Genomic DNA, 20,225 nt, shown 5'->3' on the forward strand with positions numbered 1-20,225 from the left:
TACATAAAATAGTCAAAAGCTGAATTATACTTGAAGTGTTGAGGTCCGGAGCTGACAAGAAGGGGGCGGTATGAACCATGTCTGGGGGCTGTTTTCCCATCCCGATCGTGAAATGCACGTGATCAACAGCGAAAACGAAAGCGTTTCGCATCACTATACCCATCATGTACTGCTGATGGCGGCAATCCCGGTTGTTTGCGCGTTTATCGGTACCACACAAATCGGCTGGAATTTTGGTGACGGCAACATACTGCAGTTATCCCTGTTGACCGGACTGGCGCTGGCCATTCTGTTTTACGGCGTGATGCTGGCGGGCGTGGCTGTCATGGGCCGGGTTATCTGGTGGATGGCGCGTAATTACCCGCAGCGTCCATCGCTGGCGCATTGTATGGTCTTTGCCGGATATGTCGCGACTCCGCTGTTTTTAAGCGGTCTGGTCGCTCTTTATCCGCTGGTCTGGCTGTGTGCGTTGGTGGGAACTCTCGCGCTGTTTTACACCGGTTATTTACTCTATCTCGGTATTCCAACGTTTCTGAATATCACTCGTGAGGAAGGGTTAAGTTTTTCCAGTTCCACGCTGGCTATTGGTGTGCTGGTACTGGAGGTTCTGCTGGCGATTACGGTAATCCTGTGGGGTTACGGCTATCGCTTATTCTGACCTGTAAAACGCCTCTGCGCTGCGTTGTTGACGTAAAAGTCAGCAACGCAGCATTTCGAGACGATTATCCTGTAGCGGCAAACCTGCCGGATCGCTATGATGCCTGAGCTAGCCTGAGAAAATACTTAATCTCGGGCGGTGTGCGTTGTGACGTGCGTGAACCCTTATCAGAAATCTCATCATGCTGAAATTCCGAGTTTCATTATTAAGCCTTGCCCTGGTGCTGGCCGTTCCTTTTGCACCCCAAGCCGTGGCGAAAACGGCACCTACCGTAGCGGCTTCTCAACCTGAGATAGCGTCCGGTAGCGCGATGATTGTTGATCTGAATACCAACAAGGTTATCTATTCGAACCACCCGGATCTGGTGCGTCCGATTGCGTCGATTACCAAATTAATGACGGCGATGGTGGTGCTTGATGCGCGACTGCCGCTGGATGAAAAACTGAAAGTTGATATCAGCCAGACGCCAGAGATGAAAGGAATTTACTCTCGCGTACGGCTGAACAGTGTAATCAGCCGTAAAGACATGCTGTTACTGGCGCTGATGTCATCTGAAAACCGTGCGGCAGCCAGTCTGGCGCATCATTACCCTGGCGGCTATAACGCGTTTATCAAGGCGATGAATGCGAAAGCGAAAGCGCTGGGCATGACCCATACCCGTTTTGTGGAGCCGACCGGGTTATCGATTCATAACGTCTCAACCGCGCGTGATTTAACGAAGTTACTGATTGCCAGCAAACAATATCCGCTGATTGGTCAGCTAAGTACTACGCGTGAAGATATGGCGACGTTTGCCAATCCGGCATATACATTGCCGTTCCGTAATACCAACCATCTGGTGTATCGCGATAACTGGAATATTCAGTTAACTAAAACCGGGTTTACCAATGCGGCGGGCCACTGTCTGGTGATGCGCACGGTGATTAATAACAAACCGGTGGCGCTGGTGGTGATGGATGCTTTTGGGAAATATACCCACTTTGCCGATGCCAGCCGTTTACGCACCTGGATTGAAACCGGCAAGGTGATGCCGGTTCCTGCGGCGGCGCTGAGCTACAAAAAGCAAAAAGCGGCGCAGATGGCGGCGGCAGGTTCAGCTACGGGTGAGCAAACCGCGCAGAACGATTAAACCGTCGGCCGGGCAAGCGAAGCGCCCCCGGCAACGTGCCCGATGGCGCTTATGCTTATCGGGCCTACGACTCTTTCCAGAACTTCTGCTTACTCGTTTTCCCAATACCCGGGTTCATACTGTTGGTTGGGTCATTCTCGTGGTAAAAGCGGGTTAATGTTTCCGGCGCCTGGTACAAATGCCCGACGTTATGCTCCGCCGGATACTGTGCCCCACGCTCGCGAAGTAACTCCAGCATCTGCTCTTTCAGCGCATGGGCATCCACGCCTTTTTTGACGATGTAATCCTGATGGAATACATAGCACATAAAATGCCCGTAATAGAGCTTGTGCACCAGTTGGCTGTCGATTTCTGGCGGCAGATGTTCATACCATTCGGTGTCGTTACGACGCAGCGCGATATCCAGCGCCAGAATATCTTCCACTTCATCCGCATGAACGGCCTGATAACGAATAGCTGCGCCAGCCGCCGCAAAGCGGTGCAGGAATGCCTTGCTGCCTTCTTCCGGCGTACAGGCAAAGAAGTCGCCCTCGGCCGTTTTGAAAAACTCATTTAGCCAGTTTTGCGCTTCAGCCACACCGCCACCGGCCATTTTTAACAGCAGGTGATGCTCGTATTTGTCGCGCCAGCTTTTCATACGCGCCGGTAAGTGGCTGGGGAATAAATGGCCAAACTTCTGCATCGCCCGGTCGGTGAAGTGCGGACGGAAAAATTTCACTTTTTCCAGCATCGCATCGGTGCGACCTTTCAGGGTAAAGAAAAACGGCATTTTGTCGGTGCCGAGTTTGTCGATCATCAGGAACGTATCTTTACCGTACTGCTCTGCAATGTCGTAAATATCGCGATGCATATATTCACCGGCAACCGGCAGATGCTCAAACTTCGCCAGAATATGACGGCGGATCTCCGTCAGCACCTCTGGCTGGTTGGTGCCGATATAAAAGACCTGCTGATTTTTTTCGGCTTCGAAAGTGTCCAGACGCACGGCGAAAACCGCGAGCTTTCCGGCACAACCGGAAGATTCAAACAAGCGGTCCGGGTCGGCGTTATAGCGTGCGGGCGTATCCGCCTCAATATCTCTGACGCGGGTCACGTAGTCGTGATCGTGCGCATGACGTCCGTCGTGGCGAACATCGTCATCTTTGATGCGCTCGTCATCGAGTTTACTGAGGATCTGCTCTGGGGTTTGGCCAAGATCGATGCCCAGATGGTTAACCAGCTGTAATTTGCCCTGTTCATCAATACGCGCAAACAGCGACATCTCCGTGTAGGCCGGGCCTCGTTGCACCAGCGAGCCGCCGGAGTTGTTACAAATGCCGCCAATCACGGAAGCGCCGATGCAGGAAGAACCGATCACTGAATGCGGTTCACGACCAAAAGGTTTGAGCGCTTTTTCCAGCGAATAGAGCGTTGTTCCAGGCCAGGCCAGCACCTGTTCGCCTTTACCGATGACGTGCAACTTATCAAGACGCAGGGTGCTGATAATAACAATCTCACGGTCGTAATCATTGCCGCTTGGCGTAGAGCCTTCGGTCAGGCCGGTATTGGCGGCCTGCATCAGAATGATTTTGTCTGCGGCGACACAGGCGTTCAGGACGCGCCACAGTTCTAAAAGCGAGCCCGGAAAAACGACGGCGAGCGCATCGCCCTGGCCGGAGCGGAATCCCTTGCGATAGCGGGCGGTTTTAGCGGGTTCAGTGAGCAGGTGCGAATGACCCACCAGGCGGGTCAGTTCATTCAGGAAAGCTTTATTATCTGTTGTAATGGAAGACATTCTCCACTCCTTGTGGTGGGACTCAATATCAGGAACAAGCATAGCGCTTTGTATGACAATACGCTTTCTCATTCATATTGTCTCTGGCTTGTCTTTCATTGATTCACGCTGGTTTTGAAAATTAGGAGAATAACCTTAGCTTTCTTTAGCGCTCCCGTTTAGTCTTACGGCAAATTGCGGTTTTTGTTATATTTTCGCTGATGCGTCAGGAAAAAATAAAGAGAAAATCAACATGAAATGGCTATGTTCTGTAGGTGTTGCGGTGAGTCTGGCGGTGCAACCCGCGCTGGCGGACACTCTGTTTGGTAACCATCCGCTGACGCCAGAAGCGCGGGATGCGTTTGTTACCGATTTACTCAAACAGATGACCGTGGATGAGAAAATTGGTCAATTACGCTTAATCAGCGTCGGGCCTGATAATCCGAAGGAAGCCATCCGCGAGATGATCAAAGACGGGCAGGTTGGGGCTATTTTTAACACCGTCACACGCCAGGATATCCGCAAAATGCAGGATCAGGTGATGGAACTCAGCCGCCTGAAAATTCCTCTCTTTTTTGCCTACGACGTATTGCACGGTCAGCGTACCGTGTTCCCGATAAGCCTCGGTCTGGCGTCCTCCTTTAATCTCGATGCGGTCAGAACCGTCGGTCGCGTTTCAGCGTATGAAGCCGCTGACGATGGCCTGAACATGACCTGGGCGCCGATGGTTGATGTCTCCCGCGATCCGCGCTGGGGCCGGGCATCGGAAGGGTTTGGCGAAGACACGTATTTGACCGCCACAATGGGTAAAACCATGGTGGAAGCGATGCAGGGGAAAAGCCCGGCGGATCGCTATTCGGTGATGACCAGCGTCAAGCACTTCGCCGCTTATGGTGCGGTAGAGGGCGGGAAAGAGTACAACACCGTCGATATGAGCCCGCAGCGTCTGTTTAACGACTACATGCCGCCGTACAAAGCCGGGCTGGATGCCGGTAGCGGCGCGGTGATGGTAGGACTTAATTCACTCAACGGTACGCCGGCGACGTCGGATGCATGGCTGCTGAAAGATGTGCTGCGCGATGAGTGGGGCTTTAAAGGCATCACCGTTTCCGATCACGGCGCGATTAAGGAACTGATTAAGCACGGCACCGCCTCCGATCCTGAGGATGCGGTACGCGTGGCTATCAAGTCCGGCATCAACATGAGTATGAGCGATGAGTATTACAGCAAATACCTGCCGGGGCTGATTAAATCAGGCAAAGTGACGATGGCGGAGCTTGACGACGCTGCGCGTCACGTGCTGAACGTGAAATATGATATGGGGCTGTTTAACGATCCGTACAGCCATCTGGGCGCCAAAGAGTCTGACCCGGTGGATACCAACGCCGAAAGCCGCCTGCACCGTAAAGAAGCGCGTGAAGTGGCGCGTGAAAGCCTGGTGCTGCTGAAAAACCGCCTCGACACGCTGCCGCTGAAAAAATCCGCCACCGTGGCGGTTGTCGGGCCACTGGCCGACAGCAAGCGTGATGTGATGGGCAGTTGGTCCGCAGCGGGTGTTGCCGATCAGTCGGTAACGGTGCTGACGGGGATTAAAAATGCCATTGGCGAGCAGGGCAAAGTGATATACGCCAAAGGGGCGAATATCACCAACGATAAAGGCATTGTCGACTTCCTGAACCTGTATGAAGAGGCGGTGAAAGTTGATCCGCGTTCGCCGCAGGCGATGATTGATGAAGCCGTTAACGCGGCGAAACAGTCTGATGTGGTGGTTGCGGTGGTCGGTGAGGCACAGGGAATGGCGCATGAAGCCTCCAGCCGTACGGACATTACTATTCCGCAGAGCCAACGTGACCTGATTGCCGCGCTGAAAGCAACGGGCAAACCGCTGGTGCTGGTGCTGATGAACGGACGTCCGCTGGCGCTGGTCAAGGAAGATCAACAGGCTGATGCGATCCTCGAAACCTGGTTTGCCGGGACGGAAGGCGGTAACGCCATCGCCGATGTGTTGTTTGGCGATTACAACCCATCAGGCAAGCTGCCGATGTCTTTCCCACGCTCTGTCGGACAGATCCCGGTCTATTACAGCCATCTCAATACCGGTCGCCCGTATAACGCCGATAAGCCGAATAAGTACACCTCGCGTTATTTTGACGAGGCAAACGGTCCGTTGTATCCCTTTGGCTATGGCCTGAGCTACACCACCTTTACCGTTTCGGATGTGGAACTCTCTGCACCGACGATGAAACGTGACGGGACTGTGACGGCCAGCGTCCAGGTGACCAACACCGGCAAGCGCGAAGGTGCCACGGTGATTCAGATGTATTTGCAGGATGTGACCGCTTCAATGAGCCGTCCGGTAAAACAGCTGAAAGGCTTTGAGAAAGTGAATCTTAAACCGGGTGAAACGCAGACCGTCAGCTTCCCGATTGATATCGACGCGCTGAAATTCTGGAACCAGCGTATGAAATACGATGCTGAACCGGGTAAATTTAACGTCTTTATCGGCGTGGATTCCGCCAGAGTGAAGCAGGGTGAATTTGAACTGCTGTAGTTGATGAAGAAAGCCACGCATCATGCCTGATGGCGCAATGCTTATCTGGTCTATGAAATAACGCTATCCGGCAAATTCACTTTGGGTTTGCCGGATTTTTTTATCGCCTTACTGCTAATTACTCTCGGTGTTACTACCCAATTGCCAGGTTAAGGCCTGATTTTTCGACTATGCTTTTTCCTCAAGTCTCTGAAAAGGGCCGCAAAAGGATGAGGAGCACAGCATGATAATCTCAAAGTTTGGGGTAGGGTCGTTGGCATTGTTAGCCGCGATAAGTATGCCCTTGCAGGCCGCGTCGCCCGTTACGGTTGGGTCAAAAATTGATACCGAAGGGGCGCTGCTCGGTAACATTATTTTGCAAGTGCTCGAAAGCCATGGTGTGAAAACCGTCAATAAAGTGCAACTGGGGACTACGCCAGTGGTGCGTGGCGCGATTACATCCGGCGAGCTGGATATCTACCCGGAATATACCGGCAATGGCGCCTTCTTCTTTAAAGATGAGAATGATCCGGCGTGGAAAAATGCGCAGGCTGGTTTCGACAAAGTGAAAAAGCTGGACGCAGAGAAAAATAAACTGGTCTGGCTAACGCCTGCGCCCGCCAACAATACCTGGACCATTGCGGTCCGCCAGGATGTCGCCGAAAAGAATAAACTGGTTTCGCTTGCAGACTTAGGGCGCTACCTCAAGGAGGGGGGCACTTTCAAACTGGCCGCCTCTGCGGAGTTTATCGAGCGTGCGGACGCGCTGCCTGCGTTTGAAAAAGCCTATGATTTTAAACTGAATCAGAATCAGCTTTTATCACTGGCCGGGGGGGATACCGCCGTGACGATTAAAGCCGCAGCGCAGCAAACCTCCGGCGTCAATGCCGCGATGGCCTACGGTACCGATGGTCCGGTCGCCGCGTTGGGGCTGCAAACGTTAAGCGATCCGCAAGGCGTTCAGCCGATTTATGCGCCTGCGCCAGTGGTACGTGAGTCGGTACTCAAGGACTATCCGCAAATGGAAGAATGGCTGCAGCCTGTTTTTGCCAGTCTGGATGAAAAAACGCTACAGCAGCTTAACGCCAGTATTGCCGTAGAGGGGCTGGATGCAAAAAAAGTTGCAGCAGATTATCTGAAGCAAAAAGGATGGGTTAAGTAACGGAATTTACGGCGGGTGGGTGTTTTGTCCAATATCTCGGTTAATCGGGTGCTGTTGCTGCTGGTTCTTCTTACCTTCGCAGCAGCTGCGCTTCCTTTCATTAGCTATGCTCCCAATCGCCTGGTTTCCGGCGAAGGTCGTCAACTCTGGGATATCAGGCCCGACATGGCGTGGGGACTGGCGGTGGCCTGTCTGCTACTGTTTCTTCTGTGCTTTGTGTCGGGCAAATCCGGCAATATATTGACGCTTGTTATCAGCCAGCTGTTGGTGATTGCGGCGCTGGTAACCGCAGGTACAACGGCAACGTATCTGGCACAGACGGGCAGTACGCTGGCCAGAACCAGTCTTGGCTCCGGGTTCTGGCTGGGTCTCGGATTCATGCTGCTGGCTGCCAGTGACGCCATTCGGCGCATCACCTGTCAGATGTTGTGGCGATGGGTGCTGCATGCGCAACTTTTTGTTATGCCGATAGTGTTATTACTGTCCGGCACGTTTAACGATCTTTCCCTGCTTAAAGAGTATGCCAACCGCCAGGATGTCTTTAACGACGCACTGGCGCAGCATCTGACTATTCTGTTTGGCACCGTGATACCCGCGCTATTCCTTGGTGTGCCGCTGGGCGTTTGGTGCTCTTTTTCTGACTCGCGTCAGGGACCCGTTTTCGCCGTACTGAACATTATCCAGACCATTCCCTCGGTGGCCTTGTTTGGCCTGTTGATTGCGCCGCTCGCTGGGCTGGTTAAGCATTTTCCCTGGTTAAGCTCACTCGGCGTTGCGGGAACCGGCCTGACACCCGCGCTTATTGCGTTGGTACTGTACGCGCTCTTACCGTTGGTACGTGGCGTGGTGGCTGGACTGAATCAGGTTCCACAGGATGTACTGGAAAGCGCCCGGGCGATGGGGATGAGCGCGCGTCAACGGTTTATCTCGGTGCAGTTGCCGCTGGCGCTGCCGGTCTTCTTGCGCAGTTTGCGGGTGGTGATGATCCAGACAGTAGGGATGGCGGTGATTGCCGCGCTGATCGGTGCCGGGGGCTTTGGCGCGCTGGTCTTTCAGGGGTTGCTCAGTAGCGCCGTTGATTTAGTGCTACTGGGCGTGATCCCGGTAGTTGTGCTGGCAGTGTTGATTGATGCGCTGTTTGATTTAGGGCTAGCGCTGCTGAAGGGAACGAATAATGATTGAATTTAGTCATGTCAGTAAAACCTACGGTCAGCAAAAAGCCGTCGACGACCTTAATCTGCATTTGGCGGAGGGGAGCTTTTCGGTGCTGATTGGCACGTCGGGTTCCGGGAAATCCACCACTCTGAAGATGATCAATCGACTGGTCGAGCATGACCGCGGGCAGATTCTTTTTGCGGGCGAGGAGATTCGCAGTCTGCCGGTACTGGAGTTAAGGCGGCGTATGGGGTACGCGATCCAGTCTATCGGTTTGTTCCCGCACTGGACCGTCGCACAGAACATCGCCACCGTGCCGCAATTACAAAAGTGGTCGCGCTCGCGTATTGATGATCGCACAGATGAACTTATGGCGCTGTTGGGGCTGGAGGCGAGTTTGCGTCACCGTTATCCGCATCAGCTTTCCGGTGGGCAACAGCAGCGGGTCGGGGTTGCACGCGCGCTGGCGGCAGATCCGCAGGTGCTACTGATGGATGAGCCTTTTGGCGCGCTGGATCCCGTCACCCGCGGTGCGCTGCAGCAGGAGATGACCCGTATTCATCGTCTGCTGGGGCGAACCATCGTATTGGTGACGCATGATATTGATGAGGCGCTGAGGCTGGCGGAACATCTGGTCCTGATGGACGCGGGTAAGGTCGTGCAGCAAGGGACGCCGTTGTCGATGCTGACGGCGCCAGCGAACGATTTCGTACAAACGTTCTTTGGCCGCAGCGAACTGGGCGTACGGTTACTGTCGCTGCGTACGGTGGGGGATTTTATTCGTCGCGGCGAACATTCAGCCGGTGAGCCGCTGGTGGCTGAAATGACGCTGCGTGATGCACTGTCAATGTTTGTGGCGCGAGGGTGCGATGTACTGCCGGTTGTGACGCCGCAGGGCGTGTCCTGCGGTACGCTTCACTTTCGCGATCTGCTTTCGGAGATGCCGCCCCGTGAAACGTCTTACTGATCCATTGCTGTGGCTGGTTGTCCTGTTCCTGATCCTGTTGGTCGGGTTGCCGCACAGTCAGACCCTGTTTAGTTCGTTGTTTCCAGAGTTGCCGCGTCCCGTGTATCAGCAGGAAAGTTTTACGGCGCTGGCGCTGAGTCATTTTGCGCTGGTGGGAATATCGAGTCTTATCGCCGTACTTATCGGCACCGGCGCCGGGATTGCGGTAACCCGGCCCTGGGGGGCAGAGTTCAGGCCGATGGTGGAAACTATCGCCGCCGTGGGGCAGACTTTTCCCCCGGTCGCGGTGCTGGCGATTGCCGTGCCGGTGATGGGATTTGGTCTTGAGCCGGCGGTTATCGCGCTGATCCTGTATGGCGTGTTACCGATCCTACAGGCAACCCTGGCGGGGCTGGGAGGCGTCTCTGCCAGCGTGATGGATATCGCCAGCGGGATGGGGATGAGTCGCTGGCAGCGTCTGCGTAAAGTGGAGTTGCCGCTGGCGGCGCCGGTTATTCTGGCGGGGATCCGCACGTCGGTGATCATTAATATCGGCACCGCAACGATAGCCTCAACCGTCGGGGCGAATACGCTGGGCACGCCGATAATTATCGGACTTAGCGGATTCAATACCGCCTATGTGATTCAGGGGGCGTTGCTGGTCGCGTTGGCGGCAGTAATTGTCGATCGCGGATTTGAGCGATTAGCGAGCTACCTTACCCGGCACGTAAAATGAAGGTGTAGCCTGCCAGCATGACGCCGCCGATACCGCCGATAGCCATCAGCAGGAAGAGGGTTATTACACCGATTTTAGCTGCGCTCATTGTGCACTCCTTATGTGAATCTAAGGATTGTACACGGTTGTTAATAGAATATTAAATACCGAGTGGATAAATATCGTGACCCAACGCGCGCCATTCACTCAGCTGCTGTTGCTGAGCGGGTGTCTGGTTCTCGCCGCACCAGACAAGTAAGGTTCGACCTTCGAACATTTCCGGTCGTAGTTGGTTCAGTGAGTGGGCCAGAACGTCAACGCGCCATCCCTGCTGACTGGCAACCCAACCCTCCAGCCACAAGCGGGTGGTATCGTGAATGTTCCAGCCGACAACCAGCGCATCTTTACCCTGTTTCTTACGCGCTGAGGCCAGACAAATCGCGATATAGTTGATGAGGACGCCGTCGAGGATCCCGAGTAACGCCTGGAGGATCGGCTGCTGACACTGCAGACGGCGGCGTAACGGTGTGAACAAATGGGTATTGAGCGTTTGCGCGGGATAATCCTGGCCGCGCTCTTTGATCCACATTCTCAGACTATGCAAATTATTGTTTTGCAAATAGCTTAGTAGCGTCTCTTGCTGTTCACGCCAGCCGTTATGCACATCAATGTTCTCATTGCTGAGCAACATTTTCACCTTACTGACCTGAACGCCGTTGTTTATCCAGCGTTTTATCTCTCGGATCCGGTCAATATCCGCGTCGTTAAACAGGCGATGACCCCCGTCTGTCCTCTGCGGTTTGAGTAATCCGTAACGCCTCTGCCACGCGCGTAAAGTGACAGGGTTGATATCACAAAGCAAAGCCACTTCACCGATTGTGTAAAGCGCCATCGTCGTCTCACTCTTGCTCGCGAGGTCCCAGTTTTACTTTAGACGCTCTTTTACGAACCAGGTAGTTTTGTCTGTTTTTTGATCAATCAAGGGGTGAGTTTGTCGTCCTACTCGCGCTTTCGAGTGATCGTTCTCACAAATTCCTGTTTTTTTGCAACACTTCAAAGAAAGTTACGCGTAGCCCATGTATGTTACGCGCTTTTAAGTGATGTGTGGTTGGCGCGTATGTACGAGTTTAATCTGGTGTTGCTGCTGCTTCAGCAGATGTGCGTGTTTCTCGTTATCGCGTGGCTAATGAGTAAAACGCGTTTGTTTATCCCGCTGATGCAGGTCACTATCCGTCTCCCGCACAAACTGCTTTGCTATGTCACCTTTTCCATTTTTTGCATTTTGGGTACCTATTTCGGGCTGCACATTGATGACTCTATTGCTAACACGCGTGCCATCGGTGCGGTGATGGGCGGGCTGCTTGGCGGTCCCGTAGTCGGTGGTTTAGTCGGTCTGACCGGTGGCTTACACCGTTATTCAATGGGCGGTATGACGGCGCTAAGCTGCATGATTTCGACCATTGTGGAAGGTTTACTCGGCGGGCTGGTGCACAGCGTGCTCACTCGTCGCGGCCGTACCGATAAAGTCTTCAGCCCGTTGACGGCGGGCGCGATTACCTTTGTGGCCGAACTGGTGCAGATGCTGATTATCTTATTAATTGCTCGTCCATTTGATGATGCGTTTCGGTTGGTCAGCAATATTGCCGCCCCGATGATGGTCACCAATACCGTGGGCGCAGCCCTGTTTATGCGTATATTGCTCGATAAACGGGCGATGTTTGAAAAATACACCTCCGCTTTTTCCGCTACTGCGCTCAAAGTTGCCGCCTCTACGGAAGGTATTTTGCGTCAGGGGTTCAACGAGGTTAACAGCATGAAGGTGGCTCAGGTGCTGTACGAAGAGCTGGATATCGGCGCGGTGGCGATTACCGATCGTGAGAAACTGCTGGCATTTACCGGCATTGGTGACGATCACCACCTGCCTGGTAAACCGATTTCGTCGTCGTACACTCTACGGGCAATAGAAACCGGAGAGGTGGTGTATGCCGACGGGAATGAAGTCCCTTACCGTTGTTCTTTGCATCCGCAATGCAAATTAGGCTCGACGCTGGTGATTCCGCTGCGGGGTGAAAACCAGCGGGTGATGGGGACTATCAAACTGTATGAGGCTAAAAACCGCCTCTTTAGCTCGATCAACCGCACGTTGGGGGAGGGGATCGCTCAGCTACTTTCGGCGCAAATACTGGCCGGACAGTACGAGCGGCAAAAAGCAATGCTTACGCAGTCAGAAATAAAACTCCTGCATGCCCAGGTGAATCCTCATTTTCTGTTCAATGCGCTCAATACCATCAAAGCCGTGATCCGCCGCGATAGCGAGCAGGCCAGTCAACTGGTGCAGTACCTGTCGACCTTCTTTCGCAAAAACTTAAAACGCCCGTCGGAGATTGTCACACTGGCCGATGAAATTGAACACGTGAACGCCTATTTGCAAATTGAAAAGGCACGATTCCAGTCACGGCTACAGGTGACTTTAACGGTGCCTGATGAACTTTCGCATCAGCAATTACCGGCTTTTACCCTGCAGCCCATCGTGGAGAATGCCATTAAGCACGGTACCTCTCAGCTACTGGATACCGGAGAGGTGTCGATTACCGCCCGTCGCGAAGGGCAGTATCTGATGCTGGATATTGAAGATAATGCCGGGCTGTATCAGCCAACGTCTGAGGCCAGCGGGTTGGGTATGAATCTGGTCGATAAGCGACTGCGCGAGCGGTTTGGCGATGATTTTGGCATCAGCGTAGCGTGTGAACCTGACCGCTTTACCCGAATTACTTTACGACTTCCTCTGGAGGAACAGGCATGATTAAAGTGCTGATTGTCGATGACGAACCGTTAGCGCGGGAGAATCTGCGGATCCTGTTGCAGGAGCAAAGCGACATCGAGATTATCGGGGAGTGTTCGAATGCGGTGGAAGCCATCGGCGCGGTACATAAACTGCACCCGGATGTCCTGTTTCTCGATATTCAGATGCCGCGTATCAGCGGCCTGGAAATGGTCGGGATGCTTGATCCCGAACATCGTCCGTACATTGTTTTCCTGACCGCGTTTGATGAGTATGCGGTCAAAGCCTTTGAAGAACACGCGTTTGATTATCTGCTCAAGCCGATTGAAGAAGCGCGGTTGGAAAAAACGCTGAGCCGTTTACGTCAGGAACGCACGAAGCAGGATGTATCGCTACTGCCCGAGCATCAGCAGCCGCTGAAGTTTATTCCGTGCAGCGGTCATAGCCGTATTTATTTGCTGCAAATGGATGATGTGGCGTTTATCAGCAGCCGTATGAGCGGCGTGTATGTCACCAGTAGCGATGGTAAAGAGGGGTTCACAGAGTTAACGCTCAGAACGCTGGAAAGCCGTACGCCACTCCTGCGTTGCCACCGGCAATATCTGGTGAACCTGGCGCAATTGCAGGAAATCCGACTGGAAGATAACGGCCAGGCCGAGCTGATTTTGCGTAACGGGCTGACCGTTCCGGTGAGTCGTCGTTATCTTAAAAGTCTAAAAGAGGCGATTGGACTGTAAAACTGATACACTGCGCGCCATTGCATCACCGACTGTTGAAGGCTCTATGCTAAGTAACGATATTCTTCGTAGCCTGCGCTACACCCTGAAAGCGAACAATAACGACATGGTGCGTATTCTTGCGCTTGCTGACATTGAATCCACCTCCGCGGGTTTTGATACCTGGATGACAAAAGAAGATGAAGACGGGTTTGTGCGTTGCCCGGATATCATTCTTTCCGGTTTTTTAAACGGTCTGATTTATCATCTGCGTGGGAAAGATGAATCAGCGCCGGAGCTGGCGCTTGAGCGTCGTGTAAATAACAATACGGTGCTGAAAAAGCTGCGTATCGCCTTTTCGCTGAAAACCGATGATATTCTGGCCATTATGACCGAGCAGAAATTTCGTGTGTCGATGCCGGAAATTACCGCCATGATGCGCGCGCCGGATCATAAAAACTATCGCGAATGCGGCGATCAGTTCCTGCGTTATTTCCTGCGCGGTTTGACCGCACGCGTACATAGCACGAAAGCATAACGAGAAAAACGGGCGACCACGATTAAAATCGGGTCGCCGACGGTTTACTTCACTTCTTTAAAACCCGCCGATTCCATTACCGTTTGCATTTGCTTCATGCTGATGTTTTTATCGGTATTCTCAGACAGCTTCATCCCGGAAATTGCCTGCAATGCTTTTACATCGACTTTTTCCATATCGATAGTGACGTTTTCCTGCGCATAGGTGTCTGAATAGGTGAGCTTTTCTTCTATGCCAGGGATGTTTTGATATTTAGCGCTTAAGGCGTCAAATACTTTTGCTGCTTCTTCTTTATTGCTGGCGCCGACCGACGCATAGCTGATTTTACTTTCAGAGATTTGTTTCAGAACCTTATCGCCCTTATAGGTGTAAGAGACGGTAATATCCGAGCCGTTTAGGTTGGCATTAAATGTTTTTGTCTCTTCTTTATCACCACACCCCGTCAGGGAAAAAATGACAACCGACGCTACGGCAAGAGAAACTAATTTTTGAAACGCTGTCATGTAAAACTCCATTTCATGAATATCGGATGCAAAATAATAGAGCCTATGAATTTGATGGGCCCGTACGACCTTAATAGCAAAGCAGTATAGAATAAATCTAATCGCAATAGCTGAGCAGTCCGAAAATGGAGTGAAGTGACGCGTTTGAGATTAGGGGAATAGCTACTGCAAAAAAAAAGCGCTGCCATTGCAGCGCTTGGTAGGTCTTACTTCACCTGTTGGCCTGGTTTTGCGCCTTCGTCCGGACTTAACAGGAAGATATCTTTCCCGCCAGGACCCGCCGCCATCACCATACCTTCGGAAATACCGAAGCGCATTTTACGCGGTGCCAGGTTGGCTACCATAATGGTCTGACGTCCAATCAGGACCTGCGGATCCGGATAAGCAGAACGAATACCGGAGAAGACGTTACGCTTTTCGCCACCGAGATCCAGCGTCAGACGCAGCAGCTTGTCAGAACCGTCTACAAACTCAGCGTTTTCAATCAACGCTACGCGCAGGTCAACTTTGGCGAAATCGTCAAAGGTGATGGTTTCCTGAATCGGATCGTCCGCCAGCGGGCCGGTAACCGGCGCGGCTGCGGCTTTCACCTCTTCTTTAGACGCCTCAACCAGCGCTTCAACTTGTTTCATGTCGATGCGATTGTAGAGCGCTTTAAAGGTGTTGACCTTGTGACCGAGCAGCGGCTGCTCGATAGCATCCCAGCTTAGTTCGCTGTTCAGGAAAGCTTCAACACGCTCAGCCAGCGTCGGCAGTACCGGTTTCAGGTAAGTCATCAGCACGCGGAACAGGTTGATGCCCATTGAGCAAATTGCCTGCAGGTCCGCATCGCGGCCTTCCTGTTTAGCCACAACCCACGGGGCCTGTTCGTCAACGTAGCGGTTTGCCACATCGGCCAGCGCCATGATTTCACGGATAGCTTTACCGAATTCACGGCTTTCCCACGCTTCGCCAATGACTGCAGCGGCATCGGTAAAGGTTTTATACAGTGCCGGATCGGCCAGTTCTGCCGCCAGCACGCCGTCAAAACGCTTGGCGATAAAACCAGCGTTACGGGAGGCCAGGTTAACCACCTTGTTGACGATATCGGCGTTAACGCGCTGGACAAAGTCTTCCAGGTTCAGGTCGATGTCATCAATACGTGAAGAGAGCTTCGCGGTGTAGTAGTAGCGCAGGCTGTCGGCGTCAAAGTGCTTCAGCCAGGTGCTGGCCTTAATAAAGGTGCCGCGAGATTTGGACATCTTCGCGCCGTTCACCGTCACATAACCGTGTACGAACAGGTTGGTCGGCTTACGGAAGTTGCTGCCTTCCAGCATGGCAGGCCAGAACAGGCTGTGGAAGTAGACGATATCTTTACCGATGAAGTGATATAGCTCGGCGGTAGAGTCTTTCTTCCAGTATTCGTCAAAGCTAGTGGTGTCGCCGCGCTTATCGCACAGGTTTTTGAACGATCCCATATAGCCAATCGGCGCATCCAGCCAGACGTAGAAGTACTTGCCAGGCGCATTCGGGATTTCAAAACCGAAGTACGGTGAGTCGCGGGAAATATCCCACTGCTGCAGGCCGGCTTCAAACCATTCCTGCATTTTGTTGGCGACCTGCTCCTGCAACGCGCCGCTGCGCGTCCATGCCTGCAGCATTTCGCTGAATGACGGCAGGTCAAAGAAGAAGTGTTCTGAGTTACGCATCACCGGCGTTGCGCCGGAAACGACGGATTTCGGCTCGATAAGTTCGGTCGGGCTGTAGGTTGCGCCACAGACTTCACAGTTATCGCCGTATTGATCCGCAGACTTACATTTCGGGCAGGTGCCTTTAACGAAACGGTCCGGCAGGAACATGCCTTTTTCCGGATCGTAAAGCTGGGAGATAGTGCGGTTTTTAATAAAACCGTTCTCCTTCAGGCGCGTGTAAATCAGCTCAGACAGCTCGCGGTTCTCTTCGCTATGCGTAGAGTGGTAGTTGTCATAGCTGATGTCAAAACCCGCAAAATCAGTCTGATGCTCCTGACTCATTTCACCGATCATCTGCTCTGGCGTGATCCCAAGCTGCTGTGCCTTCAGCATGATTGGCGTACCGTGGGCGTCGTCCGCGCAGATGAAGTTTACCTGGTGGCCGCGCATTCGCTGGTAACGGACCCAGACATCAGCCTGGATGTGCTCCAGCATATGGCCGAGGTGGATAGAGCCGTTGGCGTACGGCAGCGCGCACGTTACCAGAATTTTCTTCGCGACTTGAGTCATAGTGGGCAATTACTTCTTTTGTAGTGAAAAGGGCTTTGATAGTACCAAAATGGTAATTACTGCGCCAAGCGATAAGGGCATTTATCCGTAAATGAATAATTGTTGCGGTTGGAGTAAACTACCTGGTGACTATTGTATTTTCAGAACAACAAAAAGGAGTCGGGATGAACGCACAATCCCAGGCCAAATCACCAGAAACCCTGCGCGCGATGGTCGCCGGGACGCTGGCGAATTTTCAGCATTCAACCCTGAAGCATAATCTGACGACGCTTAAAGCGTTGCACCACGTCGCCTGGATGGATGACACGTTGCACGTCGAGCTGGTCATGCCCTTCGTCTGGCATAGCGCGTTTGAAGCATTAAAAGAGCAATGCAGTGCCGATCTGTTGCGTATTACCGGCGCGAAAGCGATTGACTGGAAGTTGTCACATAACATCGCCACCCTGAAACGTGTGAAAAATCAGCCGGGTATTAATGGTGTGAAAAACATCATTGCCGTCAGTTCCGGCAAAGGCGGGGTGGGTAAATCTTCCACTGCGGTGAACCTGGCGTTGGCGCTGGCTGCGGAAGGGGCAAAGGTGGGCATTCTTGACGCCGATATTTATGGCCCGTCCATCCCGACGATGCTCGGCGCGGAAAACCAGCGTCCCACTTCACCGGACGGCACACATATGGCGCCGATCATGTCTCACGGTCTGGCGACCAACTCCATTGGCTATCTGGTAACCGACGATAACGCTATGGTGTGGCGCGGGCCGATGGCCAGTAAAGCGCTATTGCAGATGCTGCAGGAAACCTTATGGCCAGATCTTGATTATCTGGTACTGGATATGCCGCCAGGCACCGGTGACATCCAACTGACGCTGGCGCAGAACATTCCGGTAACAGGGGCGGTTGTAGTGACCACGCCGCAGGATATTGCGCTGATCGATGCGAAAAAAGGCATTGTGATGTTCGAAAAAGTCGAAGTGCCGGTGTTGGGTATTGTTGAGAATATGAGTATGCATATTTGCAGCAACTGCGGACATCATGAGCCAATCTTTGGCACCGGTGGCGCGCAGAAACTGGCCGAGCAGTACCACACCCAACTGTTGGGACAAATGCCGCTGCATATTTCTCTGCGTGAAGACCTCGATCGCGGTACGCCGACGGTTATCAGCCGTCCAGACAGCGAATTTACCGCCATTTACCGTGACCTTGCAGGGCGCGTGGCAGCGCAGCTGTACTGGCAGGGTGAAGTTATTCCTGGCGAAATTGCCTTCCGCGCGGTGTAATTTCTGGCGTTAAATATTATTCACCGTATCAATAATATATTGATGCGGTGAATATATAAGATGAAGAAAAAATAGAGCATTGTTTACCCTGTCTTAATAAAACATGTTTTTTTCTGAATTATATCCTTTATTCATCATTTAAATTGATCATGCCTATCCTATTGATTTAGTATTTCAATTGGTTTTCGCGTGGTAGCGCACCTATTATTACGCTAAATAACTACCCTGCATGTTAAATCGGGCTTAATACAGGAATGACGTTTAGATGAAAAAAACTTTGTCGCTGGGAATTATAGTTCTGGCTTATGGATTAAGTCTTCCCGCGTTGGGAACAGATACCGCAACCTTAACTATTAGCGGCAACGTTGTCGCGCCGACCTGCAGTATCGAAGTGGTAAATGCTCAGCTTCAACAGCGCTGCGGCAACTCAACCCACGTTTCGAGTACCGAACAAACTGTTTCAGCGGTGGTGAGGGGAGTAACAACGGAACTGGTCGCTGTTCCGGGCAGCGATAATCGTCAAATTATCCTCAACCGCTACGACTAGGATACTCTCTTTCATATAGCCCACATCACTCTCATGAATGATGTGGGCTTTTTTATTTATCTTGAAAATAAATATGAATGGTAAATTACGTTAACTTATTAATTGTGTAAATAAGATTGGTTCCTGACTATTTGTTATAATTATATTGCATTGATTAACTTGTCTTAAATCAAAAAAACATTCCATTTACATTGCGGTAACGATTTAAGCGTGTAGATTCTAATTGCAGGAATAACATAATGTAACAATCAGAAATACGGCGATTAAGGAAGATACTATGAAACGTTCAATTATTGCTACGGCAGTGGTAACAGGATTATTTATGAGTGGCGGGGCGTTTGCTGCTGGAGTTGAAGAAGGTACGTTAACAATTACCGGTATGGTGTCAGGTACCGCTTGTAAGTTCCTTGATACAGCAAATACCGCTACTATTAAATTAGACGATATTCCCGCTACAATACTTACTCCACTGGCCGCGGGTCAGGATACGGGGTATGGTGAAAATGAAGCAGATAAGAATTTAATTCTTGAATGTAATAGTAGCGATAATGTCAAAATAAAAGTTGATGGTAGTGCTTTTGATTATAATAGTGTTATTGAAAATACAGGCACAGGTCCTACAGAGGTTGGTTTTAAATTATTTCACAAGAATGTTTTAATTACAAAAGATGGTCAGGATGAATTTAAGCTTTCAGATCTTGAACAGTTGGGTTTGTCAACTGAGGGTAATACTCAATACGGGCTTCGACTTTCGGCTCGTTATGCAAAGGCTATAGGTGCTGCAGGTGCTCCCGTTGGTACAGGTGAAGTAAAAGCAAATGTAAAACTGATTGTTGTTCAGGAATAGTGTTATACCGGCAACCAAGGTTGCCGGTATAAAAAGGGAATTAAAATGAAAATATTAGGCGCGGTAATTACATTATCACTTATGACACCGGCTCAGGCAGGGATAGTGATTTATGGCACAAGAGTAATTTACCCTGCAGAAAAAAATGAAATAGTTATACAGTTGATGAACCAGGAAAAAAGCGCTTCTCTGATACAGGCCTGGATTGATGATGGTAATACAACACTGCCACCCGAGAAGATTCAGGTGCCTTTTTTGCTGACGCCTCCAGTCGCTAAAGTAGCGGGAAATTCAGGGCAGCAGCTTAAAATTAAGAAAATGCCTAATATGCTACCAAATAATAAAGAGAGTCTGTTTTATCTCAATGTGTTGGATATCCCACCCAATAATCCGGCATATGATGGTAAAAATGTACTAAAATTTGCTATGCAGAACCGGATTAAGCTCTTTTATCGTCCTGCAGGTGTTGCACCAGTTAATAAAGAAATTTTTAAAAAATTATCGTTAAACCATAGTGGAAGAAATTTTTCTATAAAAAATAGCAGTGCTAACTGGATAACGGTCACGGAAGTTAAAGCTGGCAGTATCAAGATAAATAATGACTCGGTGATGGTTGCGCCATTATCTAGCGAATCTTTTACGGTGAAAAATAGTAATGCCAGTCAGTATAAACTAACAATTATTGATGATCATGGCAATTATATAAGTGATAACGTCAGCCTGAGATGAC

General features: G+C 51.4%; 19 protein-coding genes. 14 read left to right on the forward strand and 5 right to left on the reverse strand.

Translation table 11 applies throughout. The annotated features are described in order from the left end of the window. Positions 1 to 70 precede the first annotated feature (70 nt). Both AC534G_RS08770 and pbpG read left to right on the forward strand, forming a co-directional pair. The gene (locus AC534G_RS08770; RefSeq protein ID WP_110497415.1) at positions 71 to 658 is read left to right on the forward strand and encodes a Yip1 family protein; all 588 of its coding nucleotides are present in this window, start codon (positions 71 to 73) and stop codon (positions 656 to 658) included. 181 nt (positions 659 to 839) lie between these two features. Next, a complete protein-coding gene (pbpG, locus tag AC534G_RS08775; protein ID WP_038641951.1) occupies positions 840 to 1,787 on the forward strand; it encodes a D-alanyl-D-alanine endopeptidase in 948 nt (315 codons plus the stop codon). A 64-nt stretch (positions 1,788 to 1,851) separates the two neighbouring features. Here pbpG and dld read toward each other — a convergent pair whose 3' ends face one another. Continuing rightward, complete coding sequence (dld, locus tag AC534G_RS08780; RefSeq protein WP_110497417.1) at positions 1,852 to 3,561, reverse strand: D-lactate dehydrogenase; 1,710 nt, start codon at positions 3,559 to 3,561, stop codon at positions 1,852 to 1,854. A gap of 232 nt (positions 3,562 to 3,793) precedes the next feature. Between dld and bglX the strand changes: the two genes are divergently transcribed. From bglX to AC534G_RS08805, 5 genes are all read left to right on the forward strand, one after another. Next, positions 3,794 to 6,091 carry a beta-glucosidase BglX gene (gene bglX / locus AC534G_RS08785; RefSeq protein ID WP_110497419.1) on the forward strand — a complete coding sequence of 766 codons (2,298 nt, stop codon included), beginning with the start codon at positions 3,794 to 3,796 and terminating at the stop codon, positions 6,089 to 6,091. Positions 6,092 to 6,314: 223 nt separating this feature from the next. Then, positions 6,315 to 7,232 carry a glycine betaine ABC transporter substrate-binding protein OsmF gene (osmF, locus tag AC534G_RS08790; RefSeq protein ID WP_038641947.1) on the forward strand — a complete coding sequence of 306 codons (918 nt, stop codon included), beginning with the start codon at positions 6,315 to 6,317 and terminating at the stop codon, positions 7,230 to 7,232. Between the two features lie 15 nt (positions 7,233 to 7,247). Continuing rightward, positions 7,248 to 8,414, forward strand: coding sequence for an ABC transporter permease (locus AC534G_RS08795; RefSeq protein WP_110497421.1), 1,167 nt, complete (start codon positions 7,248 to 7,250; stop codon positions 8,412 to 8,414). Further along, the gene (locus AC534G_RS08800) at positions 8,407 to 9,354 is read left to right on the forward strand and encodes an ABC transporter ATP-binding protein (RefSeq protein ID WP_110497424.1); all 948 of its coding nucleotides are present in this window, start codon (positions 8,407 to 8,409) and stop codon (positions 9,352 to 9,354) included. Before AC534G_RS08795 ends, AC534G_RS08800 begins: the two co-directional genes overlap by 8 nt. After that, complete coding sequence (locus AC534G_RS08805) at positions 9,338 to 10,069, forward strand: ABC transporter permease (RefSeq protein ID WP_110497426.1); 732 nt, start codon at positions 9,338 to 9,340, stop codon at positions 10,067 to 10,069. Before AC534G_RS08800 ends, AC534G_RS08805 begins: the two co-directional genes overlap by 17 nt. Here the strand turns inward: AC534G_RS08805 and AC534G_RS08810 are convergent. Then, entirely contained in the window at positions 10,050 to 10,157 is a 108-nt protein-coding gene (locus AC534G_RS08810; RefSeq protein WP_003027354.1) for a protein YohO, read from the reverse strand. The two genes, AC534G_RS08805 and AC534G_RS08810, sit on opposite strands and share 20 nt — an antisense overlap. A gap of 51 nt (positions 10,158 to 10,208) precedes the next feature. After that, positions 10,209 to 10,940 (reverse strand): HTH-type transcriptional regulator MlrA, encoded by a 732-nt coding sequence (gene mlrA / locus AC534G_RS08815; RefSeq protein WP_038641940.1) that lies wholly within the window; start codon positions 10,938 to 10,940, stop codon positions 10,209 to 10,211. A gap of 225 nt (positions 10,941 to 11,165) precedes the next feature. Between mlrA and AC534G_RS08820 the strand changes: the two genes are divergently transcribed. From AC534G_RS08820 to AC534G_RS08830, 3 genes are read left to right on the forward strand one after another with little or no spacing between them, the layout of a single operon-like run. After that, on the forward strand, positions 11,166 to 12,851 hold the full coding sequence (locus AC534G_RS08820) for a sensor histidine kinase (protein WP_038641939.1): 1,686 nt from the start codon (positions 11,166 to 11,168) through the stop codon (positions 12,849 to 12,851). Next, positions 12,848 to 13,567: a two-component system response regulator BtsR gene (btsR, locus tag AC534G_RS08825; RefSeq protein WP_038641937.1), complete on the forward strand. Its 720-nt coding sequence runs from the start codon at positions 12,848 to 12,850 to the stop codon at positions 13,565 to 13,567. The genes AC534G_RS08820 and btsR overlap by 4 nt, the downstream gene beginning before the upstream one ends. A 46-nt stretch (positions 13,568 to 13,613) precedes the next feature. Continuing rightward, on the forward strand, positions 13,614 to 14,084 hold the full coding sequence (locus AC534G_RS08830; RefSeq protein ID WP_110498807.1) for a YehS family protein: 471 nt from the start codon (positions 13,614 to 13,616) through the stop codon (positions 14,082 to 14,084). Positions 14,085 to 14,128: 44 nt separating this feature from the next. Here the strand turns inward: AC534G_RS08830 and AC534G_RS08835 are convergent, their stop codons facing one another. Together AC534G_RS08835 and metG are read right to left on the reverse strand one after the other, a co-directional pair. Next, on the reverse strand, positions 14,129 to 14,587 hold the full coding sequence (locus tag AC534G_RS08835) for a YehR family lipoprotein (RefSeq protein WP_038641935.1): 459 nt from the start codon (positions 14,585 to 14,587) through the stop codon (positions 14,129 to 14,131). Between the two features lie 206 nt (positions 14,588 to 14,793). After that, positions 14,794 to 16,827 (reverse strand): methionine--tRNA ligase, encoded by a 2,034-nt coding sequence (gene metG, locus AC534G_RS08840; protein ID WP_110497428.1) that lies wholly within the window; start codon positions 16,825 to 16,827, stop codon positions 14,794 to 14,796. Between the two features lie 164 nt (positions 16,828 to 16,991). On the opposite strand from metG, the gene apbC reads away from it, so the two are divergent. The 4 genes from apbC (at position 16,992) to AC534G_RS08860 (ending at position 20,224) form a co-directional block, all read left to right on the forward strand. Continuing rightward, positions 16,992 to 18,101 (forward strand): iron-sulfur cluster carrier protein ApbC, encoded by a 1,110-nt coding sequence (gene apbC, locus AC534G_RS08845; RefSeq protein WP_038641931.1) that lies wholly within the window; start codon positions 16,992 to 16,994, stop codon positions 18,099 to 18,101. Between the two features lie 265 nt (positions 18,102 to 18,366). After that, on the forward strand, positions 18,367 to 18,648 hold the full coding sequence (locus AC534G_RS08850) for a DUF2574 family protein (RefSeq protein ID WP_110497431.1): 282 nt from the start codon (positions 18,367 to 18,369) through the stop codon (positions 18,646 to 18,648). 277 nt (positions 18,649 to 18,925) lie between these two features. Continuing rightward, positions 18,926 to 19,495: a fimbrial protein gene (locus tag AC534G_RS08855; protein ID WP_110497433.1), complete on the forward strand. Its 570-nt coding sequence runs from the start codon at positions 18,926 to 18,928 to the stop codon at positions 19,493 to 19,495. Positions 19,496 to 19,540: 45 nt separating this feature from the next. Beyond that, a complete protein-coding gene (locus tag AC534G_RS08860) occupies positions 19,541 to 20,224 on the forward strand; it encodes a fimbria/pilus periplasmic chaperone (protein WP_085047892.1) in 684 nt (227 codons plus the stop codon). The last annotated feature ends 1 nt before the right edge of the window (position 20,225 follow it).

It is taken from the genome of Citrobacter sp. CRE-46, from assembly GCF_059615875.1.